The 23,964-nt window shown below is 60.2% G+C and carries 23 protein-coding genes and 1 pseudogene; 14 read left to right on the forward strand and 10 right to left on the reverse strand.

Annotated features, from left to right (window positions below; all coding sequences use genetic code 11):
- From AC13Q5_RS19060 to AC13Q5_RS19100, 9 genes and pseudogenes are all read left to right on the forward strand, one after another.
- Positions 1-331: pseudogene (locus AC13Q5_RS19060) on the forward strand (methyl-accepting chemotaxis protein); the annotation flags it as partial.
- Positions 332-841 carry a chemotaxis protein CheW gene (locus AC13Q5_RS19065; RefSeq protein WP_488502766.1) on the forward strand — a complete coding sequence of 170 codons (510 nt, stop codon included), beginning with the start codon at positions 332-334 and terminating at the stop codon, positions 839-841. It begins immediately after the preceding pseudogene.
- Positions 842-853: 12 nt separating this feature from the next.
- Positions 854-1,705, forward strand: a complete 852-nt coding sequence (locus AC13Q5_RS19070) for a CheR family methyltransferase (RefSeq protein ID WP_488502767.1) — start codon at positions 854-856, stop codon at positions 1,703-1,705.
- A gap of 5 nt (positions 1,706-1,710) precedes the next feature.
- Entirely contained in the window at positions 1,711-2,793 is a 1,083-nt protein-coding gene (locus AC13Q5_RS19075; protein WP_488502768.1) for a protein-glutamate methylesterase/protein-glutamine glutaminase, read from the forward strand.
- 189 nt (positions 2,794-2,982) lie between these two features.
- Positions 2,983-3,864, forward strand: coding sequence for a hypothetical protein (locus AC13Q5_RS19080; RefSeq protein ID WP_488502769.1), 882 nt, complete (start codon positions 2,983-2,985; stop codon positions 3,862-3,864).
- 300 nt (positions 3,865-4,164) lie between these two features.
- On the forward strand, positions 4,165-4,887 hold the full coding sequence (locus AC13Q5_RS19085) for an AAA family ATPase (RefSeq protein ID WP_488502770.1): 723 nt from the start codon (positions 4,165-4,167) through the stop codon (positions 4,885-4,887).
- A 141-nt stretch (positions 4,888-5,028) separates the two neighbouring features.
- Positions 5,029-5,757 (forward strand): SDR family oxidoreductase, encoded by a 729-nt coding sequence (locus AC13Q5_RS19090; RefSeq protein WP_488502771.1) that lies wholly within the window; start codon positions 5,029-5,031, stop codon positions 5,755-5,757.
- A 3-nt stretch (positions 5,758-5,760) separates the two neighbouring features.
- A complete protein-coding gene (locus tag AC13Q5_RS19095; RefSeq protein ID WP_488502772.1) occupies positions 5,761-7,458 on the forward strand; it encodes a GMC family oxidoreductase in 1,698 nt (565 codons plus the stop codon).
- Between the two features lie 134 nt (positions 7,459-7,592).
- Positions 7,593-8,486: a hypothetical protein gene (locus tag AC13Q5_RS19100; RefSeq protein ID WP_488502773.1), complete on the forward strand. Its 894-nt coding sequence runs from the start codon at positions 7,593-7,595 to the stop codon at positions 8,484-8,486.
- A gap of 20 nt (positions 8,487-8,506) precedes the next feature.
- Here AC13Q5_RS19100 and AC13Q5_RS19105 read toward each other — a convergent pair whose 3' ends face one another.
- The 3 genes from AC13Q5_RS19105 to AC13Q5_RS19115 all read right to left on the reverse strand — a co-directional run bounded on the left by AC13Q5_RS19105 (position 8,507) and on the right by AC13Q5_RS19115 (position 10,938).
- Positions 8,507-9,277 carry an SDR family oxidoreductase gene (locus AC13Q5_RS19105; protein WP_488502774.1) on the reverse strand — a complete coding sequence of 257 codons (771 nt, stop codon included), beginning with the start codon at positions 9,275-9,277 and terminating at the stop codon, positions 8,507-8,509.
- Positions 9,278-9,352: 75 nt separating this feature from the next.
- On the reverse strand, positions 9,353-10,195 hold the full coding sequence (locus tag AC13Q5_RS19110; protein WP_488502775.1) for an alpha/beta fold hydrolase: 843 nt from the start codon (positions 10,193-10,195) through the stop codon (positions 9,353-9,355).
- Between the two features lie 56 nt (positions 10,196-10,251).
- Entirely contained in the window at positions 10,252-10,938 is a 687-nt protein-coding gene (locus AC13Q5_RS19115) for an alpha/beta fold hydrolase (protein WP_075852787.1), read from the reverse strand.
- A 163-nt stretch (positions 10,939-11,101) separates the two neighbouring features.
- On the opposite strand from AC13Q5_RS19115, the gene AC13Q5_RS19120 reads away from it, so the two are divergent.
- Positions 11,102-11,722: a CGNR zinc finger domain-containing protein gene (locus AC13Q5_RS19120; RefSeq protein ID WP_457881430.1), complete on the forward strand. Its 621-nt coding sequence runs from the start codon at positions 11,102-11,104 to the stop codon at positions 11,720-11,722.
- Positions 11,723-11,840: 118 nt separating this feature from the next.
- Here the strand turns inward: AC13Q5_RS19120 and AC13Q5_RS19125 are convergent, their stop codons facing one another.
- Positions 11,841-12,998, reverse strand: coding sequence for a DUF3734 domain-containing protein (locus AC13Q5_RS19125; RefSeq protein ID WP_488502776.1), 1,158 nt, complete (start codon positions 12,996-12,998; stop codon positions 11,841-11,843).
- Between the two features lie 45 nt (positions 12,999-13,043).
- Positions 13,044-13,790 carry an acetoacetate decarboxylase gene (locus tag AC13Q5_RS19130; RefSeq protein WP_075852790.1) on the reverse strand — a complete coding sequence of 249 codons (747 nt, stop codon included), beginning with the start codon at positions 13,788-13,790 and terminating at the stop codon, positions 13,044-13,046.
- Positions 13,791-13,997: 207 nt separating this feature from the next.
- Here AC13Q5_RS19130 and AC13Q5_RS19135 point away from each other — a divergent pair, with 207 nt between their 5' ends.
- The 3 genes from AC13Q5_RS19135 to AC13Q5_RS19145 all read left to right on the forward strand — a co-directional run bounded on the left by AC13Q5_RS19135 (position 13,998) and on the right by AC13Q5_RS19145 (position 17,318).
- Positions 13,998-14,786, forward strand: coding sequence for a 3-hydroxybutyrate dehydrogenase (locus AC13Q5_RS19135; protein ID WP_015343521.1), 789 nt, complete (start codon positions 13,998-14,000; stop codon positions 14,784-14,786).
- A gap of 210 nt (positions 14,787-14,996) precedes the next feature.
- Positions 14,997-15,911: a polyphosphate kinase 2 gene (ppk2, locus tag AC13Q5_RS19140; protein ID WP_113348771.1), complete on the forward strand. Its 915-nt coding sequence runs from the start codon at positions 14,997-14,999 to the stop codon at positions 15,909-15,911.
- Between the two features lie 123 nt (positions 15,912-16,034).
- Complete coding sequence (locus AC13Q5_RS19145) at positions 16,035-17,318, forward strand: cystathionine gamma-synthase family protein (RefSeq protein ID WP_488502777.1); 1,284 nt, start codon at positions 16,035-16,037, stop codon at positions 17,316-17,318.
- A 104-nt stretch (positions 17,319-17,422) separates the two neighbouring features.
- On the opposite strand, the gene AC13Q5_RS19150 is transcribed toward AC13Q5_RS19145, so the two are convergent.
- Entirely contained in the window at positions 17,423-18,376 is a 954-nt protein-coding gene (locus tag AC13Q5_RS19150; RefSeq protein ID WP_488502778.1) for a LysR family transcriptional regulator, read from the reverse strand.
- A gap of 133 nt (positions 18,377-18,509) precedes the next feature.
- On the opposite strand from AC13Q5_RS19150, the gene AC13Q5_RS19155 reads away from it, so the two are divergent.
- A complete protein-coding gene (locus tag AC13Q5_RS19155; RefSeq protein ID WP_488502779.1) occupies positions 18,510-19,283 on the forward strand; it encodes an SDR family oxidoreductase in 774 nt (257 codons plus the stop codon).
- 25 nt (positions 19,284-19,308) lie between these two features.
- Here the strand turns inward: AC13Q5_RS19155 and AC13Q5_RS19160 are convergent, their stop codons facing one another.
- The 4 genes from AC13Q5_RS19160 to AC13Q5_RS19175 all read right to left on the reverse strand — a co-directional run bounded on the left by AC13Q5_RS19160 (position 19,309) and on the right by AC13Q5_RS19175 (position 23,731).
- On the reverse strand, positions 19,309-20,082 hold the full coding sequence (locus tag AC13Q5_RS19160; protein ID WP_488502780.1) for a FadR/GntR family transcriptional regulator: 774 nt from the start codon (positions 20,080-20,082) through the stop codon (positions 19,309-19,311).
- A 118-nt stretch (positions 20,083-20,200) separates the two neighbouring features.
- Positions 20,201-21,157 carry an L-arabinose ABC transporter permease AraH gene (gene araH, locus AC13Q5_RS19165; protein ID WP_488502781.1) on the reverse strand — a complete coding sequence of 319 codons (957 nt, stop codon included), beginning with the start codon at positions 21,155-21,157 and terminating at the stop codon, positions 20,201-20,203.
- A gap of 16 nt (positions 21,158-21,173) precedes the next feature.
- Positions 21,174-22,679 carry an L-arabinose ABC transporter ATP-binding protein AraG gene (gene araG, locus AC13Q5_RS19170; protein ID WP_488502782.1) on the reverse strand — a complete coding sequence of 502 codons (1,506 nt, stop codon included), beginning with the start codon at positions 22,677-22,679 and terminating at the stop codon, positions 21,174-21,176.
- Positions 22,680-22,747: 68 nt separating this feature from the next.
- Positions 22,748-23,731 carry an arabinose ABC transporter substrate-binding protein gene (locus AC13Q5_RS19175; RefSeq protein ID WP_488502783.1) on the reverse strand — a complete coding sequence of 328 codons (984 nt, stop codon included), beginning with the start codon at positions 23,729-23,731 and terminating at the stop codon, positions 22,748-22,750.
- Positions 23,732-23,964: the final 233 nt, after the last annotated feature.

The raw sequence follows: 23,964 nt of genomic DNA on the forward strand, positions 1-23,964 counted from the left end.
GAATGCCGGCGCATCCGAAGAAATGTCGGCAACGTCCGAGGAACTCGCCGCCCAGGCCGAAGAGCTGCAGGCCTCTATCGCCTTCTTCCGCGTCGATCAGGCCAATGCCCGCAAGGCTCAGGCTGCTCACAGCCCAGCCCACGCTCCCGTCCATCATGCCACCAGCCCGACCAAAGCCAAACCAGCCGCCAAGGCACCACTCGGCAAGGCACCGGCTGTACGTACCGACAACAGCGTCGCCGCCCAGCAGGCCCGTGCCAAGGGCTTCACCCTCGACATGTCCATGGGCGGTCCCGACGCCGACGACAACGACTTCAGGGAGAGCGCATAAATGGCTGCGACCAGCACGGAAGCGCAATATGTAACGTTCGGCCTAGGCGATGAATGCTTCGCCGTGCCCGTCACGGTGGTCCGGGAGATCCTGGACCATCAGGATGCCTTTCGCATTCCGCACGGGCCGGATTATCTCCTCGGCCTGCGCGACGTGCGTGGTCAGGGCGTACCGGTCATTGACCTCCGTTTGCGCTTGGGCATGTCGGCCACCACGAAGACGCCGCACACGCGCATCCTCGTGATCGACATCCCGATCACGGACAAGGTCCTGACGCTCGGGCTCGTCGCCGATCGCGTCTTCGAGGTCACCTCCTTCAAGCAGGAATCGATCGAAAGCGCGCCCGATATCGGGGTGCGCTGGCCATCCGAATACATTGCCGGCGTCGTGCGCCGCGATGGCGGGTTCGTTGTCATCATCGATCTCGCAAAGCTCTTCTCATCGACCGACAAGGTGTCGCTGATGGGCGAGGGGGCGGGCCAGAGAGCCTCGGAATTGGCCGCTGTTTGAGTGGGGCGTAAAGTGGCGTTGCAGGATGTAAGAGACTACGGAGACAATGGGCTGAGCCGGCGGAATTTCGACCAGCTCGCCCGCTACATCTACGACTATAGCGGCATCAAGATGCCTCCAGGCAAGCGCACGATGCTAGAGGGACGATTGCGCCGCCGGCTGCGGGCGACCGGAATCGGCGACCTCGACGACTATTGCGATTATCTGTTCAAGCGCGGCGGCATCGACCGCGAAGCGATCCATCTGATCGACGCTGTGACGACGAACAAGACGGACTTTTTTCGCGAGCCGAAGCATTTCGAGCATCTCGAAACCTCCGCCCTCCCCGAGCTTCAGGCGGCAGGACATAGCCGCCTCAGGATCTGGAGTGCCGCCTGCTCTGTCGGTGCGGAGCCCTACACGATCGCCATGGTGCTCGAGGATTATCGCGAGGCCCACGGTGCCCCCGAATACAGCATACTGGCGACTGACCTTTCGACCGATGTTCTTCGCGCGGCGCGCAGGGGTATCTATCCCGCCGGGATGATCGATCCGGTCGACCGGCAGCGGCGTCTTCGCTATGTGATGCAGGCGCGCGACCCTGAGCGAGGCGAGGTTCGCATTCATCCCAGGCTGCGTTCGCGGATCGGCTTCGGCCGCCTCAATCTTATGGATCGCGCCTACGAGATCGGTGACAAGGTCCATATCGTTTTCTGCCGCAACGTTCTGATTTATTTCGACAAGCCGACACAGGAGAAGGTTCTCTCCAGGCTCTGCGACAAGCTGGTAACTGGCGGCTTCCTCTATGTCGGCCATTCCGAGACGATCAGCGGGCTCAATCTGCCGGTCAAGCAGGTCGCCAACACCGTGTTCAGGAAGGTCTGACCCGCATGGCCAAGAAGATCCGCGTGCTCATCGTCGACGATTCCGCCAGCGTCCGGCAGGTCATGACGCAGGTGCTGTCGGCCGATCCGGAGATTGAGGTCATGGGTGCCGCCTCGGACCCCTTCATGGCGGCGAAGAAGATCCAGGAAGAAATCCCCGACGTCATCACGCTCGACGTCGAAATGCCGCGCATGGATGGCATCACCTTCCTGCGCAAGCTGATGACACAGCGGCCGATCCCTGTCGTCATGTGTTCCTCGCTCACAGAAGCCGGTTCAGAAACCCTGATGCAGGCACTGGAGGCTGGGGCCGTCGATATTATCCTCAAACCGAAGATCGCGGCCGCCGACCATCTGGCGGAAACGGCTGACATGATCCGCGAAGCGGTCAAGGGTGCCGCCGCGGCGCGGCTCGGCAGCGCTCGCCGCCGGATCGTCACCCCAGCCGAGCCAACCGCCAAGCTGACGGCCGATGCCGTTCTGCCACCACCGAGCGGCAGGGCCATGGCCAAGACGACGGAGATGATCGTCTGTGTGGGAGCATCGACCGGCGGCACGGAGGCCCTGCGTGAAATGCTCGTGGCGCTTCCCGCCAACACGCCCGGCATGGTCATCGTGCAGCACATGCCGGAGAAATTCACCGCCGCCTTCGCCAAGCGCCTGAACAGTCTTTGCGAGGTGGAAGTCAAGGAAGCCGAACATGGCGATGCGGTCCTGCGCGGCCATGTGCTGATCGCCCCTGGCGGCAAGCACATGCTGCTCGAACGCCAGGGCGCGCGCTATGTCGTGGCGATCAAGGATGGTCCCCTCGTCTCCAGGCACCGCCCTTCCGTCGACGTACTCTTCCGCTCGGCGGCACGCTCGGCAGCAGGAAACGCCATGGGCGTCATCATGACCGGCATGGGTGACGACGGCGCACGCGGCATGAAGGAAATGCACGATGCCGGTGCCTTCACCATAGCCCAGGATGAGGAAACCTCCGTCGTCTTCGGCATGCCAAAGGAAGCGATCGCGCATGGCGGCGTCGACAGAACCGTCGGCCTCAATCAGATCGCCCGCGAAATACTGGCAGCGGATAAGCGGCATTGATGATGTTGCCTGCTATCTCTTCGGCTGTTCCCATGTGGAACTAGCAGAAGGGATCTTGCAAAATACCCGCCGTTTAGCAACGCATGCGTTTATTTGCACTCAGTGAAAAACACGATAAGGTTTATTATTTACTGGACAGAATATCTTTGTGCGGCGACGCTCTGTTTGTAACAAACAGAGGGGAATCCAATGAAGACCAAAGTAATAATTCTTTCCACCTTAGCCGGCCTAGCCGGATGCAATACATTACCCCGCATGCCCGACGCTCAGCCCGAAAGTATAAACAAGCTGGCTGACATTGTTGAGTGCGAGATCCTGACCGTTTTTAAAGAGAACAAGAACCATGGCGGCTTTGACTTCTCCAATTGGACATCGACTTATGCGATCACTCAAAATGTAACAGCAAACGACGATGCCAATGTCGATCCGTTGAAATGGATAGCACCGGCAGGCGTCGACAAGCTTCTGTACTCTGCAAATGCCAGCGCTTCCCGTGAAGCCTATCGAAACGGCAAGGTCGAATATAGCGTCTTCGTGCTTGAGAAACGTTCAAAGGCGTGCGCGAGAAAAGACACCTACAAGGATATTTACGTCGACGTAAAAGACTTCAGATTGCGTGATTGGGTGTCTCAAGTTTCGCATCATACCGAGCGCCAAATGAATAGCTTCAGCTATTCCGTGAGAGTGACTGTCACCACGGGCGCGGGTCTGGGCGCTGACTTCGCCGATGGGAAATGGATCGCGACTGGCGGCATATCCCATGCCAGAACGACCATCGAGACGATTGACTTCACCTTTTCGGAGCTACCGAAAACACCGAAGCCAACAAAGGTCATCGTGGTCGCCCCCATTCCGGAAAGCCACGCCCTGCCGCCGGGAAAAGAGCTTCAGGGCACCTCTCCTTATATTCTTAAATCGCCGAATATTCTAAATCTGCCATCAAGGAACGATGCCGGTAAGTTAACCCCCACCGGGCCGAGACGGGTTCCGGAGTCAGCAGTTGATCGCAATCGCGGCATCATGCAGCTGCAGCAACTTGATCGCATTACACCGGATTTCTTGAATAACTGATCCTTCATTTATTCCGACATAGAGGGCTCGCGTTTTGCGAGCCTTCTTCCATAGCCAGGCTATGTGGCGCGGCAGTTCGGTGATCAACTGCAGAATCTAGCAAATCGCCTAACCGGAAAAATACGGCCGAAGCGACACCTCGAAGCGCTTGCAGCCGCTTGATCCGGTAAGAGGAGTTGACGGATTGGGCCTCATCCAAAAGGGTTTGTTAACCATAAATGCGTAACGATCCTCGCCAAGCCATGACAGCTGCTCGCCTACCTCATTGCGTTGTCCATCCGATCAGCCCAGGAAGCTCCCATGGCCGTTTTGACCTTTGCCAACACCAAGGGCGGCGCCGGCAAGACCACCGCCGTCGTCATCGTTGCCTGCGAGCTTGCCCGCATGGGCTTTTCGGTCGCCATTCTCGATGCCGATCCTCAGCTGTGGATCTCCAAATGGCATGAGCGGCTGGGCCAGAAGGCGCCCCCTTTCCTATCGGTCGTGCCCTACGTCACCGCGGCCAATCTCGGCCAGCATGCACGCAAGCTTCGCAGCGAAGTCGATTTCCTTCTGATCGACCTGCCCGGCGCCCGCAGCCCGCTGCTGGCGCAGGCGCTCGGATACTCGAACTACGTGCTCATTCCCGTCCAAGGCTCGGCTATGGATGCGGAAGGCGCCACCAACGTCATCGAGCTGCTGCAATATCTGGAGGATCGGGCCGATATCCGCATCCCGCATTCGGTGGTCTTGACTCGTGTCAATCCGATGGTGACCACGCGGGCGCTGCAATCGGTAAAAGAGCTGCTCTCCAGCCGCCGCGTCCATGTGCTCTCCACGCCGATCATCGAGCGCGCGGCCTATCGCGAAGTCTTCGGTTACGGCCAGACCCTTTATTCGATCGACCCAGAAACCGTCAGCAATCTCGACAAGGCACAGCAGAACGCCCAGACGCTGGCTCAAGAAGTTCTGCGCCGTATTCTGCCCTATAGCGGCCGTACTGCCGAGCGAACGAAAGCCGACGGCTTCAAGCTCTCGGGCTGACGATCTCCATCTGCCCGCGCGACCGCTGCGTTGGTTATAAAATTTACGTGAGAAAAGATTTTTCATTGACGGGTAAAGTCCGCCTACCTAGGCTCCCAATCGGCGGAGAATTTCCAAGGGGCCGCCAATGGGGAGGACATCTTGGGACAGAAGCTTGCAGGCAAGGTCGCGCTCGTCACAGGCGCAAGCTCGGGCATCGGGCGAGCAACCGCATTGGCTCTCAGCGAGGAAGGCGTGAAGCTGGCGCTCGTCGGCCGCTCCGCTGAACGGCTGGAAGCCGTCGCCGCAAAGGCAGGCGGCAACGCACTGGTGCTGCCGGCGGATCTCAAGGAGCCGGATGCCGTCAAGATGGTCGTGGATGCTACAATCGAGCGCTTCGGCCGCATCGACATTCTCCTGCCCAATGCCGGCCTTTATATTCCCGGCGACGTCGCCGAAGGCGATCCCGACGCCTGGGACGAGCTTATCGCGATCAACGTCAATTCGGTCTTTCGGCTGGCGCGTGCCGTGCTGCCGAGCATGATCGCCAAGGGCGGCGGCCAGATCGTGGTCACGTCCTCGGTGGCCGGGCACCAGGCCATCCATTGGGAGCCGATCTATTCGGCTTCCAAGCACGCGATCCAGGCTTTCGTCCACGGGCTGCGGCGGCAGACGATGAAGTACAATATCCGCGTTGGCTCGGTCGCGCCCGGTGTCGTGCTTAACGAACTCTGGGGCTATACCGATCCGGCCGCCATCGATGCCAAGGTCGAGGCACGCGAGGGCCTGCGGTCGGAAGATGTGGCCGATGCGGTGCTCTTCATGCTGACGCGACCAGCCAACGTCACCATTCGCGATCTCGTGATCCTGCCGCAGACCCAGGATATCTGAGCCTTGCCCGACTTCGACTATATCATCGTCGGTGGCGGTGCGGCGGGCTGTGTGCTCGCCAATCGCTTGAGCGAGGATTCCGCCAGGCGCGTCTGCCTGGTCGAGGCGGGCATGGATCGCAACGCACGGAAAGCCATCGTGCGCATTCCGCTCGCCATGGTGACCTTCATGGCCCCAGCGCTCGCCTTTCTCGGTGGCCCGAAATTCATGTCCTGGTTCGAAACCGAACCCGAGCCCGGCCTGCAAGGCCGCTCCATCGCTTTGCCTCGCGGCAGAGGCACGGGCGGCTCGACGAATGTCAACGGCCAGATCTTCATTCGCGGCCAGCGGGAGGATTTCGACCATTGGCGCGACCTCGGCAATCCCGGCTGGGGTTACAACGACCTGCTGCCCTATTTCCGCAAGCTCGAGCGTTTCGAAATCCTGGCCGAGCCCGGCTCCGCGCGGCACATCCGTTTCGGCGACACGCCGCTCGACCGGCAGATCGATCCAGCCTATCACGGCACGAGCGGACCGCTGAACATCGCGCCGCTGCGCAGCGTCAACCCGATGGCGGAAGTGTTCCTGGAGGCCGCGCAGCGGGCCGGCCATCCCCTCAACGCCGATTTCAACGGCGCGCGACAGAACGGCGTCGGCCTTTATACCTTTACGCAGAGGAACGGCGAACGCGTCACCGCCGAAGGCGCCTATCTCGACCCGGTACGGCATCGGCCGAACCTCACCGTGATGAGCGAGACCGAGGTTACGCGCATCCTCTTCGAGGGCCGGGAGGCAACCGGCATTGCCTTCCGACGGAATGGAGAGAATGGCAGGCTCGACGCACGCGAGGTCATCCTCTCGGCCGGCTCCTTCGCGTCGCCGCATCTGCTGATGCTATCGGGCATCGGCAATGCCAGGGAGCTTGCGCGCCACGACATTCCGGTGGTCGCGGATCTGCCAGGGGTCGGCGAAAATCTGCAGGATCACCTCGACGTCACCATCGAATATCGGGCGAAATCCATCGCTCCCTATGGCGTCTCGTGGCGCGCCTTGCCGCACAATATCGGTCATGTGTTCAACTGGATCTTCAACAAGCGCGGGCTGTTTTCCTCGACCACGGGCGAAGGCGGCGGCTTCATCTCGACCGATCCTGAAAGCGAACGGCCTGATATCCAGCTCTTCTTCTGCACCGGTCGGGCCAATACGCAGGCGGCCTCGGGCTTCACCGGCCATGGTTTCCTCATGCATGTCTGTCAGCTTCGACCCGGAAGTATCGGCCGCCTCGCCTTGAAAAGCGCCGATCCCGACGAAAAGCCCGCAATCCTCTATAACTTCTTTCGCGGCGACAGCACGATGGACGTGTTGCGCAAGGGCATCCGGCTTGCACGTAAGATTGCCGCACAGACGCCGTTTGCACCGCATCTCGATGCCGAAATCGATCCGGGTCCGGACACCGACAGCGATGGCGCGCTCGACGCCTTCATTCGCGAGCGGGTTAGCACGCTGTTTCATCCGGTCGGCACCTGTGCCATGGGGCGCGGTGAGCGCTCGGTCGTCGATCCCGCGACAATGCGTGTGCATGGCGTTAAGGGTCTGCGTGTCGTCGATGCATCGATCATGCCGAGCATCGTCTCGGCCAACACGGTCGCAGCAACTTATTGCCTGGCGGAGAAGGCGGCCGATCTGATCCGCGCCGAGGACAAGACCGGCGCCATGGCCTAAGTGTGCCACGTCCTCATCGAACAGCATCGGGAGCAAGCCAGTTATCAAAGCGCCGTGCCTTGACACCGGCGGCATAGCCGCAAACATGGCGCAGCTCGTATTTGCCGATCGACTCAAACAGGTGGTCCTGAAAGATGCGCGTCTCCCTGCTGCTCCCGCTATTCATCTTCCTCGTTCCTTTCTCTGCCGCCGCTGCCGGAACACCATGTTCGGACCTCATAGAGGGCAGCGCCGTCATCCAGCATAGGGACGGCTTTGCCATTTCCGACCTGCACGACGGCTGCGCCGTTACGAACGGTCTTTTCAAATCCGGCAGCAGAATGGGATGGACCTTCGATCGCGCCGAATTCAAGGGAGACGGCGTGGTTGACTTCGCTAAAGCGATCGCAACCAAGCCTGACCATTTGCCCACCTGGGGCCGTTTCTCGGTCGAGGGTGTGCGTTTCACGCCGATGCTCGACAATACGATGGCCAATTACATCACGACAGTCCAACAATGGCCGATGGACATGTCCGGCGCTTTCCGTTTCGATCCGAAAGACGGCTATCTGGACATTCAGGAGCTCCAGCTCACCAATCTGCGCCTTGGCGAGGCCTCGGTCTCTGCCGAGCTGAACCTGCCCAAAAATGCCGGCACGTCGGCTCTCACGCAGGAAGGATCGGTTAGCCTCGCTCATCTGCGCTTCCGGCTCGACAATATGGGATTGTTCGAGGGCATGGCTATGCCATCGCTTGCGGCTTTCCTCCAGCAGCTGACGGGTTCGGATGATCCCGCGCAAGGGATTAGTCAGTTGCGGGATACGTCGGTAACGGCGCTACAGGCCTTACCTGACAATCGGATCGACGCGGAGTCGAAGAAGGCGCTGCTGCGTTTCGTCCAGGATCTGCCGCATCCGACAGGCTTCTTCACGCTTGACCTCGCCTTTGATAAACCGCTGCCGATCGGCACTCTCGGCCTCGACGCTGCGCAACTCGCGCAAACCGCCCTGGCAAGCGCGAAGATTTCCGTCAGCTACAGAGCGCGTTGACACCGGTCATCCGGCCTTGCTCAGACGGATTTCACCTCGCCACCATCCATGCGCAGGGCTGAACCGGTCATCCAGTGGGCTCCCGGCGAGACCAGGAAAGCCATCAGTTCGGCGATCTCTTCCGGCTCGCCATAGCGAGCAATTCCCGCTTCTTGCGGAAACTTCGCAGTCGCCTCTTCGATAGTCATGCCGTGCAACGGCGCCCAATGTTCAAGATAGGATCGCCGCCGTCCGGTCATGACAGGGCCGGGCAAAACGCTGTTGACCTGAACACCGTCGGCAATGCCGCGATCGGAGAAAGCCTTCGCCAGGGCAATGATTGCAGCATTTATCGTGCCGACGGCCGCATAGGGCGCCTTGGGAAAGATTGCCGAATTGCCCGACATCAACACGACGGATCCTCGGCTCTTCTTCAATGCCGGCCAGGCAGCGATAGTCAGCCGACGCGCACCATGCAGTTTCAGCGCCAGGCCATCGTCCCATTGCTGATCCGTCATGTCGAAGAGGTCGATCTGGGGCACCGCGCCGGCAATGTTGAGAAGCGCATCGATCCGCCCGAAAGCGGCAAGCGTCTCATCGACAACGCTTTGGGCAGCCGTCGGTTCGGCAAGATCGGCGCCTATGACAAGCACTCTGCTGCCGGCCGCCTCGGCGGCCTTGGCCGTATCCTCCAGCTTGTCCCTGTTGCGGGCAACAAGAACCAATCCGCTAAAATTCCGTGCGAGACGGATGGCGGTTGCCCGCCCAATTCCCTGGCTCGCACCGGTGATGATGGCTACAGTGTCGGACATGGTGTTCCTCCTGATATCGAAAACAGGCGAGCGCCCTGCCACGCCGGTTCCTCGCCGGTGCAGCAGGGCTTGATCTCAACCCAGGAAAGAGCGGATTTCGGCTGCGATCTCGGTCGCATGCGTCTCGAGTGCGAAGTGGCCGGTGTCGAGAAGCTTGACGATCGCTTCGGGAATATCCCGGCGATAAGCCTCAGCGCCTGGCGGCACGAAGAAGGGATCGTGCTTGCCCCAGACCGCAAGCAGACGCGGCTTGTGCGTGCGGAAGTAATTCTGGAAGGTCGGATAGAGCGCGACGTTGCTCTTGTAATCGCCGAAGAGATCGAGCTGGATTTTCTCCGAACCAGGGCGCGCCAGATAGAAGCTATCGAGCGAATAGCCGTCCGGAGAGACCTTCGAGGCATCGGGAACACCATGAGTGTATTGCCAAACCGTTGCCTCCGGCGTGAACGCCGCCTTCAGCGCATTCCGGTTTTCCTCCGAAGGTTCGCGCCAATAAGCCTGGATCGGGCTCCACTCGTCGCCCAGACCCTCTTCATAGGCATTGCCGTTCTGCGAGATGATCGCCGTGATCCGCTCGGGATGCTTCACTGCCAGCCGGAAGCCCGTCGGCGCGCCGTAGTCGAAGACATAGACGGCATAGCGATCGAAGCCGACGATTTCGGTGAAGCGGTCGATCGTCTCGGCAATGCTGTCGAACGTGTTGCTGCCCTTCGGGGCATCGGATTGACCAAAGCCTGGGAGATCCGGCGCGACGATGTGGTAGCGATCGGCGAGCAGTGGGATGAGATCGCGATACATGTGGCTGGAACTCGGGAAGCCGTGCAGCAACAGGAGTTTAGCGGCGCCGGGCGAACCTGCCTCGCGATAGAAGACCTTGACGCCTTCGACATTGACGGTGCGATAGCTGATATCAGTCATGATAAGGTCCTTTCATAACCTTGCTGATTGTATTTATAGAGTTACATGTTGAGAATTCAGATCGCGGCGGCGGCGTCTCTTATGATGTCGACGATGGCAGCCGGCGACGTAACCATCGGCATGTGATCGGCCGGGATCGAGCGTTGTTCCGCCTTCATGCGCGTCGCCATGTAGCGCTGGTTGTCGACCCGGATCATCCGGTCCTCCTCGGCGATCAGATACCAGGCGGGACGATCCTTCCAGAGCGGACGGCCGACCGGAACAGTGATAGACGCCGGCGAGATCGGCCGCTGCGAGGCCGCCAGAACTGCCAGCGCATCGGCCTTCGCGTTCTGGGCAAAGGCGGTGGGGAACGCGTCGGGCGGAAGATAGATCAGCCCGTGGCTGTCGGGCTCCAGTTTCGGCGCCTGCGGATGCGGTTCGCCGCGATAAAAGACATCCGCGACCGTCTCGCCTTCATCCGGGGCAAGCGCCGCGACATAGACCAGCGCTTTGACCTTTTCGCTGCGAACGGCGGCAATCACGGCACCGGCATAGGCGTGACCGACCAGAACGACCGGTCCCGTCTTCCGTTCCAAGGCCCGTTCGAGGGCGGCGACATCATCGGCAAATGACGTCAACGGCAGCGGCGCAGCCGTTACCGAAAAGCCCTCGGCCGCCAACGGTGCGATCACCTTTGCCCAGCCCGACCCATCCGCCCAGGCGCCATGGACAAGAACAACATCTGCATTCTGCGACGACATCAGCTTTCTCCCTGTGGCTTGACTTAGTAACCTGTCAAATTGCGTTTATAGGGTTACCCTTGGTGTGCGTAACTTGTCAAGAGGTCTTTGATAGGTTATATCTCGATCATGTTTTCGAATGGCCGTTCAACATCCTTGTCGGCGGCCGGAAAGGAAGTAGTCCATGGACAACCACTCGCCCGCCATCTTCGTTGGCGATGCGCTGGGGCTGGATTTCCTCAATTCGGTCGCAACGCCTGTGGATGTGCCGATCGACTGGATCGAGGATGGTGAAGGTTTTCTGCGCTGGCTGGAACAGGCGGGCCTCGTGCCTCGGGAGACGCTCGCTGCCATGCGCGAACGGGCACTGCCCGGCGAACTCGACAAGGTCGCTGATCAGGCAAGAAGCCTGCGCGAATGGTTCAGGGCCTTCGTAAATTCCCGCAAGGGAAAGCCGCTGACATCGGATGCCTTGAACGATCTGGAGCCACTGAATCGCCTGCTGGAACGCGACGAAGGTTTTAATCGGATTGTCGCAAGGCAATCCGACGACGAAGAAGGGCTCGGCTTTCAGCCGATGCGGAAATGGCGTTCGCCGGAATCGCTGTTATTGCCGATCGGCGAAGCGCTGGGGCGTTTTGTCTGCACGGAGGATTTCTCTGACGTAAAAGCCTGCGAAGGCCACGCATGCACCTTGCTCTTCGTCGATCACACGCGCGGCCACCGCAGACGCTGGTGCAGCATGGCGATGTGCGGCAATCGCGCCAAACAGGCGGCCCATCGGCACCGGCTCAAGCAGAGCTGACGCTTGCCACACAAGAAGATGGAGGTTTTGCGGAGGGATCGTGAACTCAGCCGGAGCTAAGCGCAGCTCGCTCCGGCCTGATCATCGTTGAAGTCGGGCCGACAGGCACCCTCTCGGCTTAGGCCGGATCTTCGCGATGCAGGTCATGAATGGCGACGGCATCGTCGCTGAAGGGCGGCAGCAGCCATTCGGTATGACGCAGCGTGCGCTTGGTGTCTTCCAGACCCATGTCCCAATGCTCGTGCATGGAGGTGCCGGAGAACTCGTAGTCCTTGGCATGGCCTTCGTAATTCTTGTGCTGATAGATCAGATGCACGATGTTGACGACACCGGCATCGGAATAATCGGCGATCAGCTCTTCCTCTTCGGGAGTCAACTGTTCCTTCGGAACACGCTTCAGCGCGCTCAGGAGCTTCATTTTCAGCCCGTGGATGCGCTTGAAATTGTCGGTGTTCTGCCGCGTGCGGCTCGAATACATGATGTCCTTGTGGCGCGACAGCACGTCGGGCATGCTGCGCGGCAGGACGCCGCGGGCGCTGAACAGATCCACCTGGAACACCAGCGAGCTGCGGTCCTCTTCCTGATCGAGCAGATATTGCAGCGGCGTGTTGGAGACGATGCCGCCGTCCCAATAATATTCGCCTTCGATACGGATGGACGGCAAGGCAGGCGGCAAGGCGCCGCTCGCCATGATGTGCTCGGGACCGATGCGGATATTGTCAGTGTCGAAATAGACGAAGTTGCCGGTACGCACATTGACCGCGCCGACGCTGAAACGCTTCTTGCCGTCGTTCAGCACGTCGAAGTCGATCAGCATTTCCAGCGTCTTCTTCAACTCCGAAGAATCGTAGAAGCTGGTCGCGCCTTCCGCACCCGGCAGTTCGAACCAGGGATTGGGAAAGCGCGGCTTGAAGAAGCCGGGCTGACCCATCGTCATCGTCATCCACGAACTCGTGCGGTTACGGATATCGCGGAAAAAATCGCCTTCCGGCGTGTAGGCCCAGATCTTGCGACCGGAGATGATCTGCCAGAACTGCTCAAGACGCTGCAGGCGACGGCTCGGCTCATTGCCGGCGATGATCGCGGCGTTGACCGCACCGATTGAAACGCCCGAAAGCCAGGTGGGCTCACAGCCGGCGTCGGCTAACGCCTGGTAGACACCGGCCTGATAGGCGCCGAGCGCCCCGCCACCCTGAAACACCAGAGCGACGCGATCATATTGCGCGGCTATTTCAGAAATGGTCGGGGCTGCGGCCTTGGGGTTTCGTTCAAGCACGGTCCGTCTCCAGCATGAAATGAAAGTAATTAAGGTAATTTGCGATTATCTGCGTTCGGCGAGGTAGTCGTGCACGACTTCGCCGAGGCCGAGCGTCAGATCGGCGGTGAAATGAACGGCGGAAACGACCTCGAGAACGGGCAACCGCGCGACATCGGCCATGACATGCGGCCTGAGATCGAGGGCGGCTGGCGAGGTCCATGCTTCCTTGATGGTGATATCCGTCAGGTAGTAGCGCACCAGTTCGCAGATGCGCGGGGTGGCATCGACATGCGGCACGATCTTGATCAGGAAATTCGGCTCCGAAAGAGCGGACAGAAGCGGCCCTTGATCGACCGGCTTGTGCTTGTAGCCCATCGTCCCGGTAGCGCAGAGAACGCTGCCGTAATGCAGCGTGCCGACGATGACCTCGCCCTCATTGACGATCTTCGGGCTGGCAAGCTTCTTCGGGAAACCCCAGATCTCGCGGCCGCCAGTGATCGGCGCATCGTCGTCGAGATACATGGAGTGGACGTAGCCGCCCTTCTGCCCGCGATAGGTGACCGGGATGACCTGTCCGGTCTCGGTGTAATCGCCGAAGCCGGTGGAATCGGGCATGCGGATGAACTCGTATTTCACCAGCGGCTCATCGATTTCGAGCGGCGCGGGCACGACGGCCTCAAGCGCTTCGCGCGACGTGCGGTAGGTGATGATGATATATTCTCGATCGAAGAACCTGTAGGGTCCGGGGGGATAGGAGGGATTGGTGAGCGGCATTGCATAGGCATGCTTGAGAATGTCTTCGACCTTCATCGTATTGTCCGTCGCTAGAGAAAATCGCCGGGCACCGGAGCGGAAATTTGCACGGTTGCATGACAGTGAAGTGTCAGGTGCCGAAAGGTTGCGGCCGGAACCCGAATTGCCACTGTAATCAAAGCGACATATCAGGCTGGCAGTGTGCGCCCAGCTTGAGCATTTCCCTTTACTCAACCATGTCATAGCGATTGCGGGAGTAGCATAATGGGTTCCTTGACTTCGAAGAATGCGCTGGTCACCGGCTCGACGAGCGGCATCGGGCTTGCGATTGCCCGCGCCTTTGCCGCCGAGGGCGCCAATGTGACGATCAACGGCCTCGGCGATGCCGATGCGATCGAGAAGGAACGCGCAGCGATCGAAGCCGATTTCGGCGTGAAGTGCCGCTACTCCGGCGCCAACATGATGAATGGCGAGGAAGTGACATCAATGGTCCGCGAAGCCGAAGAAGCCTTTGGCAGCCTCGATATCCTCGTTAACAATGCCGGCATCCAGTTCGTTGCGCCGATCGAGGAATTCCCCGACGACAAATGGGAAGCGATCATCCGCATCAACCTGCTTGCCGCCTTCTACGCGATCAAGGCCGCCATTCCCGGCATGAAGGCGCGCAAATGGGGCCGCATCATTAACACGTCTTCGGCGCACGCGCTCGTCGCCTCGCCTTTCAAGTCTGCCTATGTTTCGGCCAAGCACGGCATTACCGGCCTGACGAAGACGATCGCTCTCGAAGCCGCACAGAACGGCGTGACGGTCAACTCCATTGCGCCCGGCTATGTCTGGACGCCGCTCGTCGAGAAGCAGATCCCCGAGACCATGAAGGCACGCAACATGACGGAAGAGCAGGTCAAGCATGACGTGCTTTTGGCCGCCCAGCCGACGAAGGAATTCGTGACGGTCGACGAAGTGGCCGCCATTGCCGTCTTCCTCTGCGGCGACGCCGCCAAGCAGATTACCGGCACGACGCTTTCCGTCGACGGCGGCTGGACCGCCGAATAATGCCGAAGCCACAGCCGGCACATGCGTGAGCAAAGTGCCGGCTCTCTGCGGCCGCTAGAGCCGGATGATTTTAGGTCTGTTCGACCTAAAATCTGAATCCGCTCTAGCATCAAAGAAGTAGAGCGTGATGTCGTCCGAAAACCGCCAACACTTTTCGGCATCACGCTCTAAGCTGCAGCATCAACATGAAAACAGAGCAGGAGGCGCATAATGACCGAAGAAAACCAGGACCCGCTCAGCCGCATCAAGGATGAGATCGTCGACAGCTTCGACGAAGAGCTGGAAATGCAGCTCGAAGAGGACCGCCTCGATGAGCTGGTCGCCGAGGGCCTCATCAGCGAAGGCGAAGCGACCCTCGACCGCAGGGTCTACTTCCGCGAACTCTTCCGTCTTCAGCATGAGCTGGTGCGCCTGCAGGACTGGGTGCAATACAAGAAGCTCAAGGTCGTCGTGCTGTTCGAAGGTCGCGATTCCGCCGGCAAGGGCGGCGCCATCAAGCGCGTCACGCAGCGTCTCAACCCGCGCGTCTGCCGCGTCGTCGCGCTGCCGGCACCGACCGAGCGCGAACGGCATCAGTGGTATTTCCAGCGCTATGCCGCTCACCTGCCGACGGCAGGCGAAATGGTGCTGTTCGACCGCAGCTGGTATAACCGCGCTGGTGTCGAGCGCGTCATGGGGTTCTGCTCGTCGGAAGAGCTGGAAGAATTCTTCCGCTCGGTGCCGGATTTCGAGCGGATGCTGGTTCGCTCCGGCATCATTCTCCTCAAATACTGGTTCTCGATCACCGACGAGGAACAGGAATTCCGTTTCAACATGCGCATTCAGGACCCGCTGAAGCAGTGGAAGCTTTCGCCGATGGATCTGCAAAGCCGCGTTCATTGGGAAGAATACACCAAGGCCAAGGAAGAGATGCTTGAGCGCACTCATATTCCGGAAGCGCCGTGGTGGGTCGTCCATGCCGTCGACAAGAAGAGGGCACGCCTCAACTGCATCGCGCATCTGCTGACGCAGATCCCTTACGAGGCAGTTCCGAAGCCGGAAATCATCCTGCCGGAGCGCATGCGAAACGCCGACTATCACCGCACGCCGGTGCCGCCGGAAATGTACGTGCCGGAAATCTACTGACGACATCAACTGGACGGGCTCGTTAGGGCGAGCCCGTCATCCGCCAAAGACTATAGCAAGCGGCAGCTCAACTGGTGATATGATGCGAATCTAAAATTCGTGTCGTCGGCTGAGGAGACCGTCATGACTGCGCCGCATCCGTCCAAAACGCATATCGGCAATCACCCCCTCCATCCCGAAACCCAGATGCTGAATTACGGCTATGATCCCGAACTCTCCGAGGGCGCGGTCAAGCCGCCCGTTTTCCTGACCTCCACCTTCGTCTTCAAATCGGCCGAGGACGGCCGCGATTTCTTCAATTACATCTCCGGCCGCACCGAGCCTCCGGCGGGCACGGGCGTCGGGCTCGTCTATTCGCGCTTCAACCACCCCAATAGCGAAATCGTCGAGGATCGTCTCGCCGTCTACGAAAAAGCGGAAAGCGGCGCGCTGTTTTCCTCCGGCATGTCGGCGATCTCGACAACCCTTCTCACCTTCGCGCGACCGGGCGACGCGATCCTGCATTCGCAGCCGCTTTACGGCGGCACCGAAACGCTGATCGCCAAGACATTCCTCAATCTCGGAGTAGCCGCCGTCGGCTTTGCCGATGGTGTCAATGAAGGCTCGGTGATGGCAGCGGCAGAGGACGCGATGGCCAAGGGCCGCGTCTCCGTCATTCTCGTCGAAACGCCAGCCAATCCGACGAACAGCCTCGTCGATATCGCGATGATCCGCCGCGTTGCCGATGCGATCGGCAAGAAGCAGGAACACACGCCGATCATCGCATGTGACAACACGCTACTCGGCCCGGTCTTCCAGCGGCCGATCGAGCACGGGGCCGATATCTCGCTCTACTCGCTGACCAAATATGTCGGCGGTCATTCCGATCTGATCGCCGGGGCCGCTCTTGGCTCCAAGGCCGTCATCAAACAGGTGAAGGCGCTGCGCGGAGCGATCGGCACGCAGCTCGACCCGCATTCCTGCTGGATGCTCGGCCGTTCGCTGGAAACGCTGCAAATCCGCATGGAGCGGGCAAACAGCAACGCCCGGGCGGTCGCCGATTTCCTGCGGGATCACCCGAAGGTCGAGCAGATCCACTACCTCCCTTATACCGACCCGTCATCGGCAACGGGCCGTACCTTCGCCGCCCAATGCAGCGGTGCGGGCTCCACCTTCTCCTTCGACATCAAGGGCGGTCAGCCGGCATCGTTCAAATTCCTGAACGCGCTGCAGATCTTCAAGCTCGCCGTCAGCCTCGGCGGCACGGAATCGCTTGCCTCCCATCCGGCAACAACGACGCATTCCGGCGTTCCGATTGATGTGCGCCATCGCATCGGCGTGCTGGAATCAACGATCCGCCTGTCGATCGGGATTGAACATCCGGACGATCTGATTGCCGATCTGGCTGCTGCCCTCGACGCCGCATAATGCAAGTGGCCTGATCGGCAGGCCGATGACAGTAGCCGTATCGCCTTTCCTTCTCGCAGCCAGCCAGGTCTCAACGACCTGGCAGATTGCTTGTTCCTCTTCGGTCATATTCCGAACGTTCCTTGAAAGTCAGCTTTGCGCTGGAACATCAGCGATTGCCGGACAGCTGTTTCCTCCAAAAGCGCCTGCAGCCAGTCGGCAAAGACCTGAACGCGGCGGGAGAGATGTCTGCGGTGCGGATAGAGCAATGTCATCTGCAGCGGCTCCGCACGATAATCCGGCATGACCTCGACAAGCTCGCCCGCCTCCAGATGCGCACGCAGATCGTAAGCCGGATTCTGGATCAGCCCCAGGCCCGCGACACAGCAGGCGATATAGGCTTCCGCACTGTTGACCGTCACGCGGCCTCTCATCGGCAGGCTGCGCAACATGCCATCCTCCAGCCACTCCCAAGGCTCGGTTCGCCCTGTCGAGGGCGACGCATAATTGACTGCCCAATGGCAGTCGAGGTCCGCTGGCGTCTGCGGCGTGCCATGCTTCGACAGATAGCCGGGGCTTGCGACATTGATGAGCGGCAATTTTCCGATCGGCCGGGCAATCAATCCGGAATCGACGAGCGGGCCGACGCGCAACACGCAATCGATACTATCCTCGACCAGATTGACTGCCCGGTCGGTGACGCCGAGATCCACCTCGATGTCGGGAAACTGATCGAGGAACGACGGCAGCGCCGGCGCAACGATCAGCCGGCCGATGCGGCCCGGCACATCCGTGCGCAGCTTGCCTGAAGGTTTAGCGTCGCTCTGCCGAAACAGGCTCTCCGTTTCCTCGACATCGGCAATGACCCGCAGGCAACGGTCATAGAAGGCGGCGCCATCCTGTGTCGGCGAGACCTTGCGCGTGCTGCGATGGAGCAGCCGCGCGCCGACGCGTCCCTCCAACTCGATGACCGCGGCCGAGACCGAGGAGCGCGGCAGGCCCAGCGTATCGGCCGCGCGGGTGAAGCTGCTGCACTCCACGACGCGGGTAAAAATCCTGAAGAGGTCGATGCGATCCAAATCTATGCCGCCATTGTCCGTATATTCTGACAGATGATGTCAAAATAAGCCGCTTTATCGGCAAATTCCAGACGATAGATTTACCTCAGGAAGGGCGGCGCGGTGCCGTCCCACTTCCCAAGGAGGCCCATTCATGACCGACCATTCCATCAAGGGAAAGACCGTCATCGTTGCCGGCGGCGCGAAGAATCTCGGCGGCCTGATCGCTCGCGATTTCGCAGCGCATGGCGCAAAGGCGATCGCCATTCACTATAACAGCGTCGCGACGAAGGCCGATGCCGATGCGACGGTTGCTGCCGTCAAGGCCGCCGGTGCCGAATCGGCCGCATTCCAGGCTGATCTAACGACCGCAGGCGCGGCCGAGAAACTCTTTGCCGAGGCTGTCTCTGCCTTCGGCCGCCCCCATATCGCGATCAATACGGTCGGCAAGGTGCTGAAGAAACCGATCGTCGATATATCGGAGGCCGAATATGACGAGATGAGCGCCGTCAATTCGAAATCGGCCTTCTTCTTCCTGAAGGAAGCGGGCAAGTCGCTCAACGATAACGGCAAGATCTGCACGCTCGTCACGTCACTTCTCGGCGCCTTCACGCCGTTTTATTCGAGCTATGCCGGGACGAAGGCACCGGTTGAGCACTTCACCCGCGCTGCAGCCAAGGAGTTCGGCGATCGCGGCATCTCGGTCACCGCGATCGGCCCCGGTCCGATGGATACGCCATTCTTCTACCCGGCAGAAAGCGCCGATGCCCAGGCCTATCACAAGGGGGCGGCAGCGCTTTCGAAATTCTCGAAGACCGGCCTTACCGATATCGAGGATATCGTCCCCTACATTCGCTTCCTCGTCTCGGAGGGCTGGTGGATGACCGGACAGACCATTCTCGTCAATGGCGGCTACACAACGAAGTAGGCGGATCGCCCCGCGACGACTAAGCCTAGTCTAGCTGGTCCTTGGGCTTGGCGGCGCGCAGCGCGTCGCTGAGCTCCATTCTGGCCGTTCCGATTAACTGCTCCATGGCGAAACGTGCCGCATCAGGTCGACGCATGCGGATCGCATCCAGAACATCCTGATGGCGGGCGATCGCGTAATCATGCGACTGGCTGGCCCGATTTGTCAGGCGGAAACTCGCGAGCAGAGCGGCACGGATCGCCGTGGCGAACTGGCAGAAGACCCAATTGCCGCTGGCATTGATGATGGCCGTGTGAAACTCCAGATCTGCCTGGCTCCACGCCTCGTTGTCTCGCGCATTTGCGGCAACCATATCCTCGAACGCTTCGGCAATCTGTGCGAGCTGCTTGGCTGTAGCATTGGCGGCTGCCTGCGCGGCGGCGGCGGGCTCCAGCACCTGCCGCGCATCAAGCAGGGAATCGTAGAAACTTCGATCATTGCTGAGTGCCAGTGTGGCATCGAGAACCAGCGGGTCCAGATAGTTCCAGTTTTCCCTCGGAAGGACCGTGGTGCCGGCGCGGGTGCGCGAGCGAACCATCCCCAGCGCCGACAGATATTGCATGGCCTCGCGCAGGCTGGTGCGGCTGACGCCATAGACCTCGGAGAGTTCGGCTTCGTTCGGAAGGATCGAGCCTTCGGCAAGAGCGCCCGACACGATCTGCCCGATGAGCTTCTTCAACAGCTCCTCGCGCACGGTGCGCCTGCCCTGTTCGGGCGCGGCCCCGCCCTGAGTCCGTAAAGATCCCAAACGCGTACTCATCACTTGCACTCCCTTCCGCTGCCCGGCAGCGATCATGAGCGGCACCATGCCCCGGCATCAATGCGCAACTGCAAGCCCGGCAAACTTCTCCCCAAACTTCTCCCAGGAAATCCGATCGTTACAAGCGGCTCCCACGCCCTGCCGCCGACGAACGCAGATTATCCAACAGAACGGCAATCAACAGAATGCAGCCGCGCACGAGATATTGATAGAAGGCCTGGATATTGAGCAGGTTCATGACATTCTCGGCAATGCCCATGATGAGGACGCCGACGATCACCCCGGTCATTGCCGCACGGCCACCAGCCAGGGACACGCCGCCGAGCACGCAGGCCGAGATGACGGAAAGTTCCAGCCCGGTTGCTGCATTCGGTTGGCCCGACGTGATGCGCGAGGCGAGCAGGATGCCGGCAATGGCGCAGACCAGCCCCTGCAAGGCGAAGATCCAGATCCGCATATTGACGACGTTAACGCCGGCAAGGCGCGAAGCCTCCGGATTGCCGCCGATCGCGAGCGTGTTCTTGCCGAAAACGGTGCGATTGAGCGTGAAACCGAAGATGATGAACAGCAGTATCATGATCCAGATCGGCGTCGGCACCGTCAGGAAGCGCGACAGCGCCAGCTGATAGAAAGCCGGATCGTTGATGCCGACGGCGCGGCCATCCGAGGCGATCAGGGCCAGGCCGCGCACGATCTGCATGGTGGCGAGCGTGGTGATCAAGGCATTGATGCGGAACTTGGCGATGACGACGCCATTGACGACGCCGACGACGCTGCCGCAGATCAGGGCCGCCACGAGCCCGAGCGGAATCGAGCCTGTGGAATTCGACACCATGACGGCGATCATGCCCGAGAAGGCGACGGTCGAGCCGACGGAAAGGTCGAAGTCGCGCGATGCAAGGCAGAACATCATCGTGCAGGCGACGATGCCGATCGTCACCACCGATTGCAGCAGACCAAGCATGTTGCGCTCGGTCAGGAAGCTCGGAACGAAGAGCGAGACGATCACGAAGGCGATCGCGAAGATCACCACCAGACCCTGTTCGCCGAGAAGGATTTTTTTCAACGAATTCATCACTACCATTCCTGAATTAGATTGCGCCGGCGGCGTTCTTGTCGGGCAGCGCTGCGGTCAGAATGGCCCGCTCGTCGAAATCGGCGCGATCGACATTGGCGGCGACGCGCCCCTGGCACATGACCATGATGCGATCGGAAATGCCCATGACCTCGGGAAGCTCGCTGGAGATGACGACGATCGCCATGCCCCCCGCCGCCAGTTCATAGAGGATCTCATAGATTTCCGACTTGGCGCCGACATCGATGCCGCGCGTCGGCTCGTCGATGACGAGAACCTTGACGCCCTGCTCCGAAAGCCAGCGGCCGAGGATGACCTTCTGCTGGTTGCCGCCCGAGAGATTGACGATATCCTGCTTGCGCGAGGGCGTGCGCACTCTGAGCTTGGCGATGAACTGATCGGCGACCGAGGCTTCCTTCTTCGGATTGAGGATGCCGAAGGGCGAAAAATGCCGGCGCGAGGAGATGGCGATGTTCTCCTCGATCGATCGCCCCTGAATGATACCGTCGAACTTGCGGTCTTCCGGGCACAGAACCATGCCGGCGCTGATGGCAGCCTTCGGATTATTGGGCGAAACGGCGACGCCGTCGATCGAGACCGTGCCCTGGTGGCGATGATCGGCACCATAGAGAAGGCGAGCCATCTCGCTTCGGCCGGCACCGATAAGACCGAAAAAGCCGAGAATTTCGCCCCTGCGCACCGAGAAGCTGACGGGATTGCGCAGCTTCGAGCCCGAAAGCCCCTTGGCTTGGAGACGTACCTCGCCGAGCGGACGTTCGCGCCAGCTCCAGATATTGCTGATCTCACGGCCGACCATCTGCGAAATGATCTGCTCGCGCGTCGTATCGGCGATCTTTGGATGATGCGCGGCGAGCCTGCCGTCGCGCAGCACGGTGAGACTGTCGCAGAGCCGGAAGATCTCATCCAGGCGATGCGAGACATAGAGGATGACCGTGCCGTTGGCTCTCAGCCGGTCGATCAGGGAAAACAGGATTTCGCTCTCGCGTGACGATAGCGACGAGGTCGGCTCGTCGAGCGCGATCACCCGCGCATCGACCATGACGGCCTTGGCGATCTCCACCATCTGGCGGGCGCCGATCGACAGCGAGGAAACCTTGGCTGCCGGATCGACGTCGATGCCGATTTCCTTGAGCTTGGTGCGAACGGTCTCGATCAATGTCCTGCCGTCGATCACACCGGCCTTGCCGGGAAAACGGCCAAGCCAGAGATTCTCGGCGACGGTCAATTCCGGCACCAGCTGCAGTTCCTGATGGATGACGATGACGCCGGCATGAAAGGCATCGCGGACGGAGCTGTAATGCTGCTCCACGCCATCGATGACAATGCTGCCGGTATCGGCTGCCTGATCGCCCGAGAGAACCCGGATCAGCGTCGACTTGCCGGCGCCGTTTTCGCCCATCAGCCCATGCACGGCGCCTCTTTCGACATCGAAAGAGACGTCGGACAGCGCCTGGACGCCGGGATAGCCCTTGGAAATGCCCTTGAATTCAAGGAAAGCCATGCTCGCTCCATCGAGAGAAGGTCCGGCGGCAACGACGCCGCCGGACGGACATCATCCTTGGGGGATGATCATTCGATGCCGAGATCCTTGCGAACCTTCTCGTAATCGCCACGTAGCGCGAGGGAACCGGAGGTGAGCGTCAGCTTCGGCGGCTCCTTGCTGTTGGCAATCCAGTCATACATGTTGATGGCCGTCTCGTAGCCATGGCGCTTCGGCGAGATGATGACCGTGCCGAAGAAGCCGGTTGCTGCCGGCTTCTTGAACTCGTTGATCGCCGAATCCGCACCGCCGATGCCGACGCCGATCATGTTCGCTGCGGGAATGCCGACCGATTCCGAGGCGCGGACGGCGCCGAGCACCGCTTCATCGTTGAGGCCGAAAGCGACCCAGTACTTGATATCGGCATGCTTGTTGAGAACCGTGGTCGCTGCATTGAGGGCAGCTTCCGTATCGGTCTTGGCCTGCGGCGCGTCATAGATATTTGACGCTGGGAATCCTGCCGCCTTCAGGACCGAGATTGCGCCTTCGACGCGGTCGACGGCGGTCGGCAGCTGATCGTAGGAAACGCGGATCGCGCCGACATTCTTCATGTCCCAGCCGCGCTTCTTGATTTCATCGACGATCGCCTGGCCGACGGTCTCGCCGATCTTGGTGGCGGAAATGCCCATATGCGGCACGTCTTCGAGCGGCTTGCCCTCGGCATTGACCAGACGGTCATCGACAGTCATCAGCTTCAGCTGGTTGGCGGCAGCCTTGGCAACGATGCCTGGGCCGAGCTTGACATCCGGCGTGCAGATGATGAAGCCCTGCGCGCCCTGTGCACCGAGATTGTCGATCGCCGACTGCACTTTCTCGCCATCCTCGGCGCCGATCTTGACGAGCGTGAAGCCCTTCTCCTTGGCGGCCTGGTCGGCGAATTTCCATTCATCCTGGAACCACGGCTCCTCCGGCTGCTTCACAATGAATCCGATCTTGACGTCCGCGGCGAAAGCGGAGCCCGCCGCCAGAACGGCAAAGGTGCCTGCAAGGATTGCCGCTTTGAAAAAGCGCATGATCTCTCTCCCTTTGTTTGCGCGTTCCCATCCAGCTCCCGGGAACCGCTCGACTTCCCTAAGTTATATTGTAATACGAGTCAATTATTTGTATAACAATTAAGTCGCATTTGTAGCCCATTGGACATGACGTTCTGAATATGAAAAAACATCATACCAGTCAATATTTATGTATGATTATTTCTGTCGTTGGCGGCAATGAACGATAATCGAAGAATGGTCTATATGGAGAA

The organism is Martinezella sp. CNPSo 3964 (genome assembly GCF_057784375.1).

Excerpts from the sequence above, each read along its gene's own strand:
- AC13Q5_RS19175 (WP_488502783.1), bottom strand. The coding sequence starts at position 23,731 with ATGCGCTTTTTCAAAGCGGCAATCCTTGCAGGCACCTTTGCCGTTCTG.
- araG (WP_488502782.1), bottom strand. The coding sequence starts at position 22,679 with ATGGCTTTCCTTGAATTCAAGGGCATTTCCAAGGGCTATCCCGGCGTC.
- AC13Q5_RS19080 (WP_488502769.1), top strand. The coding sequence starts at position 2,983 with ATGAAGACCAAAGTAATAATTCTTTCCACCTTAGCCGGCCTAGCCGGA.
- AC13Q5_RS19100 (WP_488502773.1), top strand. The coding sequence starts at position 7,593 with ATGCGCGTCTCCCTGCTGCTCCCGCTATTCATCTTCCTCGTTCCTTTC.
- AC13Q5_RS19105 (WP_488502774.1), bottom strand. The coding sequence starts at position 9,277 with ATGTCCGACACTGTAGCCATCATCACCGGTGCGAGCCAGGGAATTGGG.
- AC13Q5_RS19075 (WP_488502768.1), top strand. The coding sequence starts at position 1,711 with ATGGCCAAGAAGATCCGCGTGCTCATCGTCGACGATTCCGCCAGCGTC.
- AC13Q5_RS19120 (WP_457881430.1), top strand. The coding sequence starts at position 11,102 with ATGGACAACCACTCGCCCGCCATCTTCGTTGGCGATGCGCTGGGGCTG.
- AC13Q5_RS19145 (WP_488502777.1), top strand. The coding sequence starts at position 16,035 with ATGACTGCGCCGCATCCGTCCAAAACGCATATCGGCAATCACCCCCTC.
- AC13Q5_RS19135 (WP_015343521.1), top strand. The coding sequence starts at position 13,998 with ATGGGTTCCTTGACTTCGAAGAATGCGCTGGTCACCGGCTCGACGAGC.
- AC13Q5_RS19085 (WP_488502770.1), top strand. The coding sequence starts at position 4,165 with ATGGCCGTTTTGACCTTTGCCAACACCAAGGGCGGCGCCGGCAAGACC.
- AC13Q5_RS19155 (WP_488502779.1), top strand. The coding sequence starts at position 18,510 with ATGACCGACCATTCCATCAAGGGAAAGACCGTCATCGTTGCCGGCGGC.
- AC13Q5_RS19110 (WP_488502775.1), bottom strand. The coding sequence starts at position 10,195 with ATGACTGATATCAGCTATCGCACCGTCAATGTCGAAGGCGTCAAGGTC.
- AC13Q5_RS19130 (WP_075852790.1), bottom strand. The coding sequence starts at position 13,790 with ATGAAGGTCGAAGACATTCTCAAGCATGCCTATGCAATGCCGCTCACC.
- araH (WP_488502781.1), bottom strand. The coding sequence starts at position 21,157 with ATGAATTCGTTGAAAAAAATCCTTCTCGGCGAACAGGGTCTGGTGGTG.
- AC13Q5_RS19160 (WP_488502780.1), bottom strand. The coding sequence starts at position 20,082 with ATGAGTACGCGTTTGGGATCTTTACGGACTCAGGGCGGGGCCGCGCCC.
- AC13Q5_RS19115 (WP_075852787.1), bottom strand. The coding sequence starts at position 10,938 with ATGTCGTCGCAGAATGCAGATGTTGTTCTTGTCCATGGCGCCTGGGCG.
- AC13Q5_RS19065 (WP_488502766.1), top strand. The coding sequence starts at position 332 with ATGGCTGCGACCAGCACGGAAGCGCAATATGTAACGTTCGGCCTAGGC.
- ppk2 (WP_113348771.1), top strand. The coding sequence starts at position 14,997 with ATGACCGAAGAAAACCAGGACCCGCTCAGCCGCATCAAGGATGAGATC.